A 15,387-nucleotide genomic window follows, 5' to 3' on the forward strand; every position below is an offset into this window, starting at 1 on the left:
ATTTCTCCTATTTTAAAAGTATTCTTATTTTCTTTACTTTTTCAAGTTCTTCTCCTGCTTTTGGATACTGTTCAAAAGCCTTTCCTGTTCCTGACATACTAATTTCATAGTTATAATTTTTAAATATATTTAAAATATCCCTAGCAGTTAAATCTTTTAAGTCAGGCATAGTCGTCATAATTTCTTCCGGTACCAAAACTTGTTCTGATTTTATCTTTTGAATTTCCGGATTTATATTCGTTATTTCTTTTGATAGAATATTCTTACTCTTAACGATTCTTCTAACTACTTCACCAAGGACTGGTGCTGCTGTGGCTCCTCCAAACTTATTATAAAGTATATCTGCCTGAGGTTTTAGTAACATTATTAAAACTACATATCTTGGCTTTTCTACTGGGAAAAATCCTATTGCCGAAGTTAAATACTCATGCTTTATATATTTCCCATTTAAACTTAGTTGAGCAGTTCCTGTTTTTCCACCTATTCTATATCCTTCAACCATGGCTTTTTTAGCAGTTCCATCTTCAACTGTTTTTTCCATCATCTCTCTCATATTTTGAGAAACTTTTTCACTTATTATTTTTCTTACTGGAGCTGGAAGATTCCTTCTTATAACCACACCATTTTTATCCTCAACTTTTTCTACTAAATATGGTCTATATAATACTCCTCCATTTACGATTGCTGAAAAAGCCATCACCATTTGAATTGGAGTTACAGCTATTCCTTGTCCAAATGACATTGTACTCTTCTTTAATTTATCCCATCTCTTGCTTGAAATAGTATATGGCTTTCTCTCATATGGAAAATCAATTCCAGTTTTATCATATAATCCAAAGCTTTTTAGATACTCCTCAAATTTTGTTTCTGTAAATCTGTCTCCAATTAAAACCATTCCAACATTACTTGATTTTTTAATTATATCATCTAATGTTATAATCCCTTTTACACTTCTACTACTTTCCCTTATGGTATGGTTATATTTCTTTATTGTTCCATCTCCTATGTCAAAAGTACTACTTCTTCTAACATACCCTTCATTTAAGGCTGATGCGACTATTACCGGTTTAAATATAGATCCCGGTTCAACTTGGTTTTGAAAAAGAGGATTTCTTATCTCCTTTTTTCCCTTACTGTAAAATGATGTCCCTAGAACTTTTCCAGTATTTGGGTCTACTACAATTCCATATGCCTCTTCTGATTTAGTATTTTCAAACTGTTTTTTTAACTCATCATTTAATATATAATGAATTTCATGATCTATTGTTAAATGTATATTCTTACCATCTAACTCTTGATTCATTTCAGCTTTCGATGTCGGTAACTTTATTCCTAAACTTCTAATACTCGGGCTTGTTCTTTTTATCTCATTTCCTCTAAGATATTGTTCATATTGTTTTTCAACACCAAAAGTTCCTTTTTTTATATCTGTTTCATCATTTTTTAAAAATCCAATATTTCCAACTAAATTTTCAAATATATCTCTTCTATAGTATTTTCTTTCTTTTCTTCCATCCAAAAATAACTCCTTCGTTCTCAAAATACCATGTTTTTTTAGTATGATATCTACTTCTTTTTTCTCGATATCATTTAAATCTTTTTCTAATCTTCTATATCTTCTTCCTTCCAGTCCAAGTTTTTTAATCTCTTTTGCGATTGAATAATAATTTCCCTTTACATATTTTTTATCTATAAGTTCTTTAAGAGCTTTAAAACTTTCTTCTTTCTTTATTGCAGTTTCTGGATCTATAATTAAACTATAGATATTCACATTATATGCTAATCCTTTTCCAGTTGAATCATATATACTTCCCCTATCTCCACTTTCAGGAAAACTACCCGTTATTTGTTTAGCTACAGCTGCCTCATAAATTTTAGAGTTAAAAACTTGAATATGAATAAGTCTAAATATTAAAACTAGCATAAGTAATCCAACTATATCTATTCCAACTGATACTCTTATATTAAAGTTATTATTTTTTTTATTTTTTTTCCATTTTGTAAAAATTAAAAGTAAATATACTAAAATTAGCATAAGTCCAACGGTAAGAAGATGAATTTTAAAATAAATTGAACATCCTATCCCTAATATCAATGACACCAGAGAGATTATTTTTAATCTCTTGACTACCAATTCCCCACCATCCCTCAAAATAATTGTATATTTTATTATACCAAATAACAGTTAAAAAAAAAAGGAAAGCTCTCGCTTTCCCTCTTATTTAAAACTATTTAGCTTCTGTTCCTTCAGTAGAGAAATCTAAAGACGCTAGTCTTTGATATTGTCTCCATCTTCTTTGAGCTTCAGCTTTATTTTTAGCAAATAGAACTTTTGAATCTTCTGGATGAGTCTTAGTAAGAGTTGCATATCTTACTTCTCCCATTAGATAATCGTTATATTTATCCCATTGTGGTTCTTTCGAATCTATTTGAAGTGGGTTTTTACCCTCTTTCTCTAGTAATGGGTTGTATCTGAATATTGGCCAGTATCCGCACTCAGTCGCAAGTTTCATTTCCTGTTGACTTTGTCCCATACCTTTCTTAATTCCATGACTTATACATGGAGAGTAAGCTATGATGATTGATGGACCTGGATATGCCTCAGCTTCAGCTATTGCTTTTAAGTACTGCTGTTGGTTTGCACCCATAGATACTTGTGCAACATAGATATGTCCATAAGACATAGATATTGCAGCTAAATCTTTCTTCTTATTTGGTTTTCCTGCTGCTGCGAACTTAGCAACCGCTCCTGTTTGAGTTGACTTAGATGCTTGTCCACCAGTATTTGAGTAGATCTCTGTATCCATTACTAAAACATTAACATCATCAGATGTTGCTAGAACGTGATCAAGACCTCCATAACCGATATCATAAGCCCAACCGTCTCCTCCGAAGATCCATTGAGATTTTTTAACTAGATATTGCTTAAGATCTAATATCTCTCTAGCAACTTCACAGTCACATGCTTCTAACATAGGAACTAATTTATTTTTAATCTCTTTAGTCTTTTCTCCATTTCCTTTATTTGCAATCCACTCTTCAAATAAAGCTTTTACTTCTGGAGATACTGATTCCATATTTGATTCCATGATGTGTTGGATTCTATCTCTCATTGCACCTACTGCAACTGACATTCCGTATCCAAATTCAGCATTGTCTTCAAATAGTGAGTTACCCCATGAAGGTCCTTCTCCACAAGCATTTGTTGTATAAGGAGTTGAAGGAGCTGATCCTCCATAAATTGATGAACATCCAGTTGCATTGGCTATCATCATTCTATCTCCGAATAATTGAGTTATTGCTTTGATGTAAGGAGTTTCTCCACATCCTCCACAAGCTCCGTGGAATTCAAATAGAGGTTGAGCAAATTGAGATCCTTTTACAGTATTCTTAGGCATTAAAGTATCTTTGTAAGTTACTTTGTTGAATAAGTAATCTGCATTTTCTTGCTCTCCTGCTTCCATTTCTTGAGCAATTGGTACCATTACTAAAGCTTTCTCTTTAGCTGGACATACGTTAGCACAAAGCCCACATCCTGTACAATCTAATGGAGAAACTTGTATTTTATAAGATAATCCCTCTAATCCTTTTCCGATTGGAGTTTTAGTTTTTAATTCGTTTGGAGATGCTGCTTTTTCCTCTTCTGTCATTAAGAATGGTCTGATTACAGCATGTGGACAAACATATGAACACTGGTTACATTGGATACAGTTTTCCATTTTCCATTCAGGAACGCTAACTGCTACTCCTCTTTTTTCAAATGCTGTAGTTCCGTTTTCAAATGTTCCATCAGCATACTCTAAGAATGTAGATACAGGAAGTGAATCCCCTTTCATAGCATTAATAGGCTTACATATTTTGTCTACGAATTTCTCTAATGGAGTACAAGAACATCCACCACAAGAACATCCTGATTCCTCAGATTCTACTTCAGTTGTAAGATTTGCCCAAGCTGGATCTACTGTTACTTCAACAATTTCTCCTGCTCCTCTATCAATAGCTTCAAAGTTCATTTTTACAATTTCTGCACCTTTGTTACCATATGATTTTTCAGCATAGTCTTTCATGTATTTTTGTGCGTCTTCAAATGGAATTACATCTGCTAATTTAAAGAATGCTGATTGCATTATTGTATTAGTTCTTCCACCTAATCCGATTTCTGTTGCAAGTTTGTTTGCATTGATGATGTAGAATTTAGCATTCTTTTCAGCTAAGCTTTTCTTAACTGAATTTGGTAAGTTGCTTACAGCTTCCTCTTTATCCCAAACACAGTTTAGTAAGAATGATCCATTCTTCTTTAATCCACCAATCATATCATATTGAGTTAAGTAAGCTGGAACTGAACATGCAACAAAGTTTGGTGCTGATACTAAGTATGTAGATCTAATTGGCTCTTTACCAAATCTTAGGTGAGATCTTGTTGATCCTCCAGATTTCTTAGAATCATATGCAAAATATCCTTGTGCATATAAATCTGTTTTATCTCCTATGATTTTAATAGAGTTTTTATTAGCTCCTACTGTTCCATCTGAACCTAATCCAAAGAATAGACATTCTCTTACTGAATCAGAAGTTGTATCTATATGTGGACCAACTTCTAAAGATTTGAATGTAACGTCATCAGTTATACCAACAACAAATCCATCTTTAGGAGTTTCAGCTTTTAAGTTATCAAATACTGCTAACATTTGAGCTGGAGTTGTATCTTTTGAAGATAATCCATATCTTCCACCAACGATTACTGGAGCGTTATCCATTCCATAGAATAATCCTTTGATATCCATGTATAGAGGTTCTCCTAAAGCTCCTGGCTCTTTTGTTCTATCTAAAACAGCAATTTTCTTAACTGTCTTAGGGAATACATTAAAGAAATACTCTGAAGAGAATGGTCTGTAAAGGTGAACGTTTATTATACCTACTTTTTCTCCCTTAGCCATTAAGTAATCTACAGTTTCTTGTAATGTTTCACAAACAGATCCCATAGCTATGATTATATGCTCAGCTTCTGGATGTCCGTAGAAGTTAAATGGTTTGTATTCTCTTCCTGTTGCTTTAGAGATTTCAGCCATGTACTCAGCTACGATTGCAGGAACTGCATCATAATATTTATTTTGAACTTCTCTAGTTTGGAAATAGATATCATCATTTTGAGCTGTTCCTTTTGTTACTGGGTGCTCAGGGTTTAATGCTCTATTTCTAAATGCTTTTATAGCATCCATATCTACTAAATTTCTAAATACTTCATAATCCATAAGTTCAACTTTTTGGATTTCATGTGAAGTTCTGAATCCATCAAATATATTCATGAAAGGAACTCTTGATTTTATAGCTGCTAAGTGAGCTACTCCAGAAAGGTCCATAACTTCTTGAACTGAACTTTCAAATAACATAGCAAATCCAGTTTGCTTTGCTGCGTAAACGTCTTGATGATCTCCAAATATTGAAAGAGCTTGTGCAGCTAGTGATCTAGCTGAAACGTGGATAACACTTGGTAAAAGTTCTCCAGCTATTTTATACATGTTTGGTATTTTTAAAAGTAATCCTTGAGATGCTGTATATGTAGTTGTTAAAGCTCCAGCTTGTAATGATCCATGAACTGTTCCTGCTGCTCCAGCTTCTGATTGCATTTCTACAACTTTAACTGGTACTCCAAACATGTTCTTGATTCCTCTAGCAGCCCACTCATCTGTGTACTCTGCCATTGGTGAAGATGGAGTTATTGGATAAATTCCTGCTACTTCTGTAAAGGCGTATCCTGCATATGCTGCAGCTTGGTTTCCATCCATAGTTTGCATTTTTTTTGCCATTTTGTTTTTCCTCCCCTTAACCTAATTAAATTTTTTAATTATCAATTAGGCCAGTTAGTTTTTTTGGTTTTTTATTTTGGTTTTTTTATATAATTACCCTTTTACGATTGAATAAGTGTCTCTAGCGATTACTAACTCTTCGTTTGTAGGTATTTTATAAACTGCTACTTTTGACTCAGGAGTTGTTAATAAAACATTACCTTTTTGTCTCTTTGAGTTAATTTCTTTATCTAAATCTACACCTAAGAACTCTAATCCTTTTAAGATAGCTTCTCTAGCTTTTCCAGAATTCTCTCCAATTCCTCCAGTGAAGCATATTGCGTCTACTCCACCTAATTGTGCTGCATAGTTTCCAACGTAAGCTCTTATTCTGTAAGCAAACATATCTTCAGCAAGTATTGCTCTTTCGTCCCCTGCTGCTGCTGCAATTTCCATATCTCTACAGTCAGATGACTTTCCAAATACTCCTAAAATTCCAGACTCTTTGTTCATTCTATTATCCATATCTTTATCAGACATTTCTCTTTTATTTTTTATGAATAAAACTGCTGCAGGATCGATATCTCCACATCTAGTTCCCATCATGATTCCTTGTAATGGAGTAAGTCCCATTGAAGTATCTATACATTTTCCGTTCTTAACAGCTGATATAGATCCTCCGTTTCCTAGGTGACATACAATTATTTTAGACTCTTCAGGATTTCCAAGTAACTCTATAGCTACTCCAGAAACGAACTTATGTGAAGTTCCGTGGAATCCATACTTTCTTACTTTTAACTCTTCATAATCTGCATATGGTAATGCATACATGAACGCCTCAGCTGGCATAGTTTGGTGGAAAGCTGTATCGAATACTGCTACGTTTGGTGTAGTTGGCATTAATTCTTGCATAGTTCTAATTCCAAGAATGTTAGCTGGGTTATGTAATGGAGCAAGTTCTGAAACTGCTTCAATTCCTTTCATTACATCTTCAGTTATTAGTACAGAAGTTGCGAACTCTTCTCCACCATGAACAACTCTGTGTCCAACAGCGTCTATTTCTTCAACTGATTTGATTACTCCGTACTCTGGGTTTGTTATAGCTTTTATAACAAGTGTTAAAGCTTCTTTATGAGTAGGCATATCATGCTCTACTGTTACTTCGAAATCTGTAGCTGGATTTTCATATTCCATTTTTGATCCTGCGATTCCGATTCTCTCACAAAGACCTATTGCAAATAGCTCTCCTGTTTGAGGATTTAATAATTGGTACTTAAGAGATGAACTCCCACAGTTAATAACTAAAACTTTCATTTTTTACCACCTTTATCTATAAGTTTAATTTTGTTTGTCAATATAATTAGTTTTGTTTTCCAGCTTGAGCTGAAGTTATAGCTGTTAAATTGATGATATCATCAACTGAACATCCTCTTGATAAGTCATTTATAGGTGCTCCTAGTCCTTGAATTAAAGGCCCATAAGCTTCTGCATTTGCAAGTCTTTGAACAAGCTTGTATCCAATGTTTCCAGCCGCTAGGTTAGGGAATATTAGAACGTTTGCAGATCCTGCTACTGTAGAATTTGGAGCTTTTTTAACTCCTACTGCTTTAACTAATGCAGCGTCAGCTTGTAACTCTTCTTCAAATTCAAATGTAACATTTCTTTCTCTTAATATTTCTCCAGCTTTTTTAACAACATCTACAGAATCATGTTTTGCAGATCCTTTAGTTGAGAATGTCATTAATGCAACTTTTGGAACTATTCCAGCTACATTTTTAGCTGTTTCTGCAGCTTCAGAAGCGATATCAGCTAATTGCTCTGATGTAGGTTCTGGTATAACTGCACAGTCACCAAATATTAATATATCTCCATATGTATCTGTATTTTGAGTTAATTCCATTAGGAAAACTGATGAAACTGTTTTTATTCCTGGCTTAGTTCCAACTACTTGGATTCCAGCTCTTAATACGTTAGCTGTAGGAGAATCTGATCCAGAAACCATTCCTGCTACATCTCCCATTTTAACCATCATAGCACCGAAGAAATTTACATCAGCTAGTAAAACTTCTCTAGCTTTTTCTGCTGTCATTCCTTTTGCTGCTCTTAACTCATGAAGCTTCTCTACATAAGCGTCTGTTCTTGCATAAGTTTTAGGATCTACTATTTCAACACCATCTAGTGATAATCCAAGTTCTTTTGCAAAATTTCTTATAGTTCCTTCGTCCCCAACTAAAACTGGAGTAGCTAATTGATCTGCAACTATTCCTACTGCTGCTCTTACTACTCTCTCGTCTGTAGCTTCAGGTAAAACTATTTTATTTCCTAAAGCTTTAGCTTTTTCTCTTATTTGAACTATGATACTCATCCCAATGCCTCCCTATTTTATATTTAATTGATTATCATTTGCTATCGTTACGATTATCTTTTAAACATTTTTTTGATTTCATTTAAATATATCTTAACAAATTTTAAATATATTTACAAATACTTTTCATATTTTTTAATCAAATATTGCCGAAATATATTCTTTTGCATTGAATTGTCTTAAATCGTTAATCCCTTCACCAACTCCAATAAATTTAATTGGCTTCTTTATCTCTTCAGAAATACTAAATAAAATTCCACCTTTTGCTGTTCCATCAAGTTTAGTAACTACAAATCCTGATAAATTTGTAACCTCATTAAATACTCTCGCTTGAATCAATCCATTTTGTCCTGTTGTCCCATCTAAAACTAGAATAGTTTCATAAGTTTGATCTCCTAGTTTCTTTTTAATTATATTGTTAATTTTTTCCAATTCTTTCATTAAATTATTCTTATTATGTAATCTTCCTGCTGTATCAATTATAACCACATCAGCTTTTTTACGCTCTCCTACTAATAAAGTATCAAAAACAACTGCGCCTGGATCAGACCCTTGTGACTGCTTAACTATTTCTGCTCCAGATCTTGTAGCCCACTCTTCTAACTGCTCAATTGCGGCTGCTCTAAATGTATCCGCTGCCCCAATTACTACTTTTTTTCCTTCTTTTGTCAACTTGGATGCCATTTTACCAATTGTTGTTGTTTTTCCAACCCCATTTACACCAACTACTAAAATAACATTCATTTTTCCACTTTCTATCTTCAATTCAGTATTTTCTTCTATTAGATATCTTTCCATAACATCTTTTAAAACTAAGTAAACTTGACTTGGATCTTTAATCCCTCTAACTTTAACTTCTGCTTCTAAATCTTTTACTATTTTTGCAGTCATATCCATTCCTATATCTGACTGGATTAAAATATCTTCTAACTCTTCATACATCTCTTCATCTATGATACTTCTTCCCGTGAATACCTTCTTTAATTTTCCAAAAAATCCATCTCTAGTTTTTGAAAGCTTTTCTTTTAGAGATGCAAAAAAACCTACCTTTTTTTCTTCCAACTTCTCCTCTTTTTCTTCTGTTACTTTTTCTTCTTTTATATCCTCTTTTACATTTCCTAATTCAACATCTTGGAGCTCTTCCAATTTCTCAGAAATTGTTTTGTCTTTATCTACTAAAATTTCTTCTCTTGTTTCTTCTTTTTCAACACTTTTATCAATAACTTTACTCAATGCATTTATTAGCTTATCTGAATCATCCTCTTTAATATCTTCTGATTTCTTTTTTCCAAATATTCTGCTAAAAAAACTCATATTCCCTCCTAATAATTCTCTTTATAAAAAATACTACCACATTTATTTATTCTTTTGAAGTAAAAAAACCTAGAAAAATTTTTCTAGGTTTTATTTTTAGCTTATTTCTCTACAATATGTCTTACAGCTAGTATGCCCATTACAGCAGCAATGTTTAATCCACTACCATACCCTGAACTATCTCCAGTAGCATAAAGACCTTTTATATTTGTTTCCATATTCTTATCTATCTCTATTCTTGTACTTCTAAATTTAATTTCTGGGAAGTATAATAATAAGTCACTAGATGCAAATCCAGGAGTTATTTTATCATGAACTTCAATAAATTCTATTATATTATCTAAAATTCTTTTTGGACAAGCTAACGATATATCTCCTGCTACATAATCTTCAGTAGTAGGTACTATATTAAGTCTTGCAAGTCTCTCCTCTGTAGACCTTCTTCCAGCCTTTAAATCTCCATATGATTGCATTAGAATTTTTCCGCCTGTAAGCATTGCTGACATCTTAGCAATAGCTGTTGCATACTCAAAAGGTTGGTTAAATGGTTCTGTAAATGTTTTTGTACAAAGTAGTGCCAAGTTTGTATTAGTAGATTTTTTATCTTTATAAGCATGACCATTTGCTAAAACAACGTCATCTCCATGCTTTTCAGCAGCTATAAATCCACTTGGATTACTACAGAATGTTCTCATTCTATCTTTATATTTTTGTGTATAATAAATCATTTTTGCTTCGTAGAAATTTTCATTTATATCTTTCATAACGATATCAGGAATTTCAACTCTTACTCCAACGTCTACCGCTCCAGTCTCATAGTTAACACCATGTTTTTGGCATATATCCATAAGCTTTTTAGCACCACTTCTACCCATACCAATAACTACATTTGAGCTGTAATAAATTTCTTCTTTTCCTTTATGAGAAACTACTACCCCTTCAATCGCACCATTTTCAATGATTAATTCTTCAGCTTCTCTTTCAGTTGCAAATTCAACTCCCTTTTCAAGAAGATAATTAACAAGCTTTGTATAAAGCTCTCTTGAACCATCAGTTCCAAGATGCATAGTTGGTGTATCTACCAGTTGAACATTAGTTTCAATACATCTCTTTTTTATATCCAACATAAATTGATTGTACTCAAGTCCTGTTGGTTTTTCATCAAATCCAAACTCTTTATATATGTCTGCAACATATTTTATAGTATCATTTACTATTGCTTTTCCAGTTACTACGTGTACATCTCCACCAACTCTATAATCCATATTGAATTTTGAATCAGAGAAAGCTCCAGCTCCACTCACACCAAATATAATTGCGCAAGTAGGACACTTTACACACCATCCTAGTTTTTCTTTAGGACAAACTCTTTGTGTTAACATTCTACCTTTATCTATAACTAATATTTTTAAATCCTCGTTTTTTTTGATGGCTTCATAAGCTCCAAATATACCGGCTTGTCCCCCACCTAAAAATATAACATCATACTTCATGAGTTTCCTCCTAATTATTTTGCAATTTTGACAGGGTATTGTATCATACTTTTACTGTTGTTTCCAATTTATCTTTTGAGGAAATAAATCATCTGGAAGATTCAAATGTATTTCACCTGTTCTTCCTGAGAAATTATAATTCCATCCACCAGTATCTGTTGATAAATTAAAATCATTCAAATCATATACTTCATTTGAACTCTTCACATCTCCATTTTCGATAGTTTTAGGAATAGAATTTTTTCCATAGATTTTCGAAAAAGAAATCACTTCTCCTTTTTCATTTTTAAAATCTAAAGTTTCTAAATTATCTTTTGCTCCAAACCTTGTCAACTCAGGATATTCACCTGTTTTTTGATAATATATCTCCAAAGCAACTCTCAAATCTACTAACTCTTTTTGGATATTTTCAACTTTTGCTGCATCTCTTAAATCATTTATCCATACAATTGACATATACCCAAATCCAAAGATTGAACCAATTATTACAATTATTTCTAGAATTTTTAATTTGAAGTTTTTTTCCATTCTTTGCCTCTTTTTATCTCTTTGGCTTTATAAATGCGTCTCTTATTAAGATTTCTCCATATTCTGGATATGTAACTTCTAAAACTAAAGGTCCTCTTTTTACAGATAACCATCCAAGACCCTTGAATACAAGTTCTTCCCCAGTTTCTACAACAAACTCTTCTGTTACCATCTTATTTTTGTTGTAGTCATCTTTACAAGCGCTACATGGAGGATTTACTAGATCATCTCTTGTTAATAACTCTTCTGCTCTTTCTAAGTTAGTTTCATGGAAAGTAACTTCTTTTGCTGCATAAAGAGAGAATATTGGTTTTAACTCATCTTCATTCATAACTCTCATTTTTATCATTCCACCAAGCAGTATAACTCTATCTTTAGAAACTTTATAAGTTTTTCTTGAAATTTCGTTTGCTGGAATAATCTTTTGATTACACTCATGACATACTAAATCTGAGAATCTTCCTTCAGGTATAAGTCCAGGAGTATCTATTAATGTTATATTTGTATGAGGTATATTAGTCTTTATACTTTTTAATGTAGTTCCAGGGAATTTTGATACCGTAACTCTTTTAGCTCCAATAAGTCTATTTATAATACTTGATTTACCAACGTTAGTTACTCCAAGAACTAAAGCTGTAACTCCTTCTGGATAAAAATGTCTGATTTTTTTAAATATTCCATTTATTCCATATCCATTTTTAGTACTTACTATGGCAACATCAAGAGGTGCTACCCCTTCTTCACCTAATCTTTTCTTTACCCAATCTGCAACCTCTGACGGATGCTTCTCATCTGGTATCAAGTCCAATTTATTTATAACAACTATAGAATCCATTTCTCTTAGGATATCTAATATTTCATCATCAAACGATCCTTCAAAATCAATTATATCAAAAACTGGTATAGCAACTTGGGCCTCATTAATACTTTTTTTAACCTCTAATCTATAGTCATCTCTAGTCATTTTAACTGGAATATATTGTCCATAATTTTTTATTTTAAAACATCTTTGACATAATAACTCTTTAGAATCAGAACTTAAAACCGACTCTGGTAAATATCCATTTTTATTTGAATTAGAACCTTGAAGTTCTATTCCACATCCTACACATTTCTTTATCATAAACTCTCCTTATTTTTATAAAGTTTCAACTGAAATCTTTAAATTTGTATATATACATATTTCTCCTGCAACGCCCATTGCAGCAACAGCTATCTCTGATGCGCTCATACTTGTGTACTCTAAAAGAGCTTTTCCTGCAGAGTAAGCGTATGTTCCACCGCTTCCAATTGCAGCTATTCCCTCTTCAACTTCTATTACATCTCCATTTCCTGATAGTAATAGCATTATATTTTTATCTGCTACCAATAGCATAGCTTCTAAAAATCTTAGAGCTTTATCATTTCTCCACTCTTTTGCAAGCTCTACTGAAGCCTTTTTAAGGTTTCCACCAAACTCATCTAACTTATTTTCAAATTTCTCAAAAAGAGCTAAAGCGTCTGCTGCACCACCTGCAAAACCAGCAACAATATTATAATTTGGTATTTTTCTTATTTTTCTTGCTGTATTTTTAAATACAGTATCTCCAAACGTAACTTGTCCATCTCCTGCTATTGCCACTTCATTGTTTCTTCTAACGGCAATAATAGTTGTCGCTCTCATTCTTTCCATAGCATCCTTCTTTCTATCTAAAATTATTAATCACTATAGGCTTTTTTATCGCCTCTTGATATATTTTAGTACTCTCAATTGTAGAATGTCCCATTAGTTCTTTTACGAAGTTTATATTCATACCATGAAGGAGCATGTGAGCTCCAAAAGTATGTCTAAAACTATATGGACTAATTTCTCTAGTTATTCCAGCTCTCTCAGCATATCTATCTATAAGTCTTCTTAAAGAACGATCACTTATTCTCGTTGCTGAACCATTTACAAATAAAATATCTGGATTATAACGATCCCCATATTTTATTTTTTTTGCTTCAATATATTCTAATAAAAATTTTCTACTTCTTTCACTGAAGAATACAATTCTATTATTTTTTCCATTATTAACTAAAAACTCTCTTTTTTCTAAATCGAATACTTTTTCACCAAGAGAAAGAAGTTCATGTGATGTTATTCCTGAGGAGTATAAAAGTTCTAGAATCAATCTATCTCTAAGTCCATTACAAGTCTTTGTTCCTATAACCTCTCTAAGCTTTTGAATCTCTTCTATACTTAAAATATCTGGAGCAGTTATTTCAAAAGATGGAGAATTTATAACTGTTGTAGGATCTTTTTTTATAGCTTCATTCTCTCTCAAATATTTAAAAAATACTCTCAGCGATGAAATTTTCCTATTCATAGATCTTTTTCCAACAGTTTCTTTTTGAAGTTCCATCATAAATTCCCTAATACTTAAAGGAGTTATGTCATCTATTTTTTCAATATCTTTATTTCTATCCACATAATTTTTAAGTTGCTCCAAATCTTTCTTCAAACATTTTATTGTATTTGGTTTTTTTCCTCTTCCAAATTCAGAATAATAAATAAACTCTTTTATGTATATTTCTAAATTAGATATCTCCAAATTAAAATACCTCCTAATTTAAACCTTCTCTTTCCAACTCTTCTCTTAGATAGTTTAAAGCAATTTCAGAAATTGTGTTATATTTTAACTTCTTGTCTCTAACTCTTTCTTCTAATGATCTAATAACACCAAAATTTGGTCCCATAGGTTGGAAATTCTTTTTCTCTTCAGTTATATACTTTATAATTGCACCGATAGAGCTTCTATCGTCAAGTATTAAAGGTTTTTTATCTTCAAACTTCTTAGCTATATTTATAGCAGCCATAAGCCCTGTTGCAATGGCACAAACATATCCCTCTCCTCCAGTTATTTGACCGGCAAAGAAAATATTATCATTTGTTTTTAAATTTAGTGCTGGAGTTAAAAGTTTCGTAGAGTTTATAAAAGTATTTCTATGCATAACACCATATCTTACAAATTCAGCTGATTCAAGACCAGGAATTAGTGAAAATACTCTCTTTTGTTCTCCCCACTTCAGGTTAGTTTGAAATCCAACTAAATTATATAATTTCCCATCTTTATCATCTTGTCTTAACTGAACAACTGCATGGTCCCATCTTCCTGTTCTTGGATTTGTAAGTCCTTTTGGCTTCAGTGGTCCAAATAATAAAGTTTTTATTCCTCTTTGAGCTATTCTTTCAACTGGCATACATGCTTCGAATAACTTTTCTTCCTCAAATTTTTTAAGAGGAGCTCTTTCTGCTGTTATTAGCGCATTGTAGAAAACTTCATATTGTTCTTGGTTCATTGGACAGTTTATATACTCTCCTTCTCCTTTATCATAACGAGATTGGAAATAAACTTTTTCCATATCTAAAGATTCTAAAGTAACTATTGGTGCCGCAGCATCATAAAAATATAAATATTCATTTTCTGTTATTTTAGCTATATCCTTTGATAAAGATTCTGAAGTTAAAGGACCACTCGCAATTAATACTACCGTATCTTTTGGTATCTCTTTTAACTCATCTCTTATTATTTCAATATTTTCCATTTTTTCTAAAGCTTCTGTTGCTCTTCTTGAGAATCCATCTCTATCAACTGCTAATGCTTGTCCTGCTGGAACTTTTGTTTCATCAGCTATTTTTATCAGAATTGAATCCATCATTCTAAGTTCTTCTTTCATAAGTCCTGATGCGTTTCCTAAATGATCTCCCCCGAGTGAGTTACTGCATACTAATTCTGCAAAATCATTAGTTTTATGTGCATCCGTAGTTTGTTTTGGTCTCATCTCATATAATTTTACTTTTATTCCTCTTTTTGCTAATTGGTACGCAGCTTCAGTCCCTGCAAGACCAGCTCCTATAACCACAACTTCTTTTTTTATC

General features: G+C 32.4%; 11 protein-coding genes. All 11 read right to left on the reverse strand.

The genetic code is table 11. The annotated features are described in order from the left end of the window. Window positions 1–7: 7 nt before the first annotated feature. The 11 genes from H3N56_RS04835 to trmFO all read right to left on the reverse strand — a co-directional run bounded on the left by H3N56_RS04835 (window position 8) and on the right by trmFO (window position 15,386). Entirely contained in the window at window positions 8–2,134 is a 2,127-nt protein-coding gene (locus tag H3N56_RS04835; protein ID WP_185880135.1) for a penicillin-binding protein, read from the reverse strand. A gap of 94 nt (window positions 2,135–2,228) precedes the next feature. After that, window positions 2,229–5,807, reverse strand: a complete 3,579-nt coding sequence (gene nifJ / locus H3N56_RS04840; RefSeq protein WP_185880136.1) for a pyruvate:ferredoxin (flavodoxin) oxidoreductase — start codon at window positions 5,805–5,807, stop codon at window positions 2,229–2,231. Between the two features lie 93 nt (window positions 5,808–5,900). Further along, window positions 5,901–7,100, reverse strand: coding sequence for an acetate/propionate family kinase (locus H3N56_RS04845; RefSeq protein WP_185880137.1), 1,200 nt, complete (start codon window positions 7,098–7,100; stop codon window positions 5,901–5,903). Between the two features lie 46 nt (window positions 7,101–7,146). Further along, entirely contained in the window at window positions 7,147–8,151 is a 1,005-nt protein-coding gene (gene pta, locus H3N56_RS04850; RefSeq protein ID WP_185880138.1) for a phosphate acetyltransferase, read from the reverse strand. A gap of 135 nt (window positions 8,152–8,286) precedes the next feature. Then, complete coding sequence (gene ftsY / locus H3N56_RS04855) at window positions 8,287–9,465, reverse strand: signal recognition particle-docking protein FtsY (protein WP_185880139.1); 1,179 nt, start codon at window positions 9,463–9,465, stop codon at window positions 8,287–8,289. A gap of 101 nt (window positions 9,466–9,566) precedes the next feature. Next, entirely contained in the window at window positions 9,567–10,958 is a 1,392-nt protein-coding gene (locus tag H3N56_RS04860) for an NAD(P)/FAD-dependent oxidoreductase (protein ID WP_185880140.1), read from the reverse strand. 51 nt (window positions 10,959–11,009) lie between these two features. Continuing rightward, complete coding sequence (locus H3N56_RS04865) at window positions 11,010–11,486, reverse strand: hypothetical protein (RefSeq protein ID WP_185880141.1); 477 nt, start codon at window positions 11,484–11,486, stop codon at window positions 11,010–11,012. Between the two features lie 13 nt (window positions 11,487–11,499). Beyond that, on the reverse strand, window positions 11,500–12,609 hold the full coding sequence (yqeH, locus tag H3N56_RS04870; protein WP_185880142.1) for a ribosome biogenesis GTPase YqeH: 1,110 nt from the start codon (window positions 12,607–12,609) through the stop codon (window positions 11,500–11,502). Window positions 12,610–12,624: 15 nt separating this feature from the next. Next, window positions 12,625–13,158: an ATP-dependent protease subunit HslV gene (gene hslV, locus H3N56_RS04875; RefSeq protein ID WP_185880143.1), complete on the reverse strand. Its 534-nt coding sequence runs from the start codon at window positions 13,156–13,158 to the stop codon at window positions 12,625–12,627. Between the two features lie 13 nt (window positions 13,159–13,171). Continuing rightward, window positions 13,172–14,059: a tyrosine-type recombinase/integrase gene (locus H3N56_RS04880; RefSeq protein WP_221893431.1), complete on the reverse strand. Its 888-nt coding sequence runs from the start codon at window positions 14,057–14,059 to the stop codon at window positions 13,172–13,174. Window positions 14,060–14,072: 13 nt separating this feature from the next. Continuing rightward, window positions 14,073–15,386: a methylenetetrahydrofolate--tRNA-(uracil(54)-C(5))-methyltransferase (FADH(2)-oxidizing) TrmFO gene (gene trmFO / locus H3N56_RS04885; RefSeq protein ID WP_185881073.1), complete on the reverse strand. Its 1,314-nt coding sequence runs from the start codon at window positions 15,384–15,386 to the stop codon at window positions 14,073–14,075. Window position 15,387: the final 1 nt, after the last annotated feature.

This window comes from Cetobacterium sp. 2A, from assembly GCF_014250685.1.
Lineage (GTDB): Bacteria > Fusobacteriota > Fusobacteriia > Fusobacteriales > Fusobacteriaceae > Cetobacterium.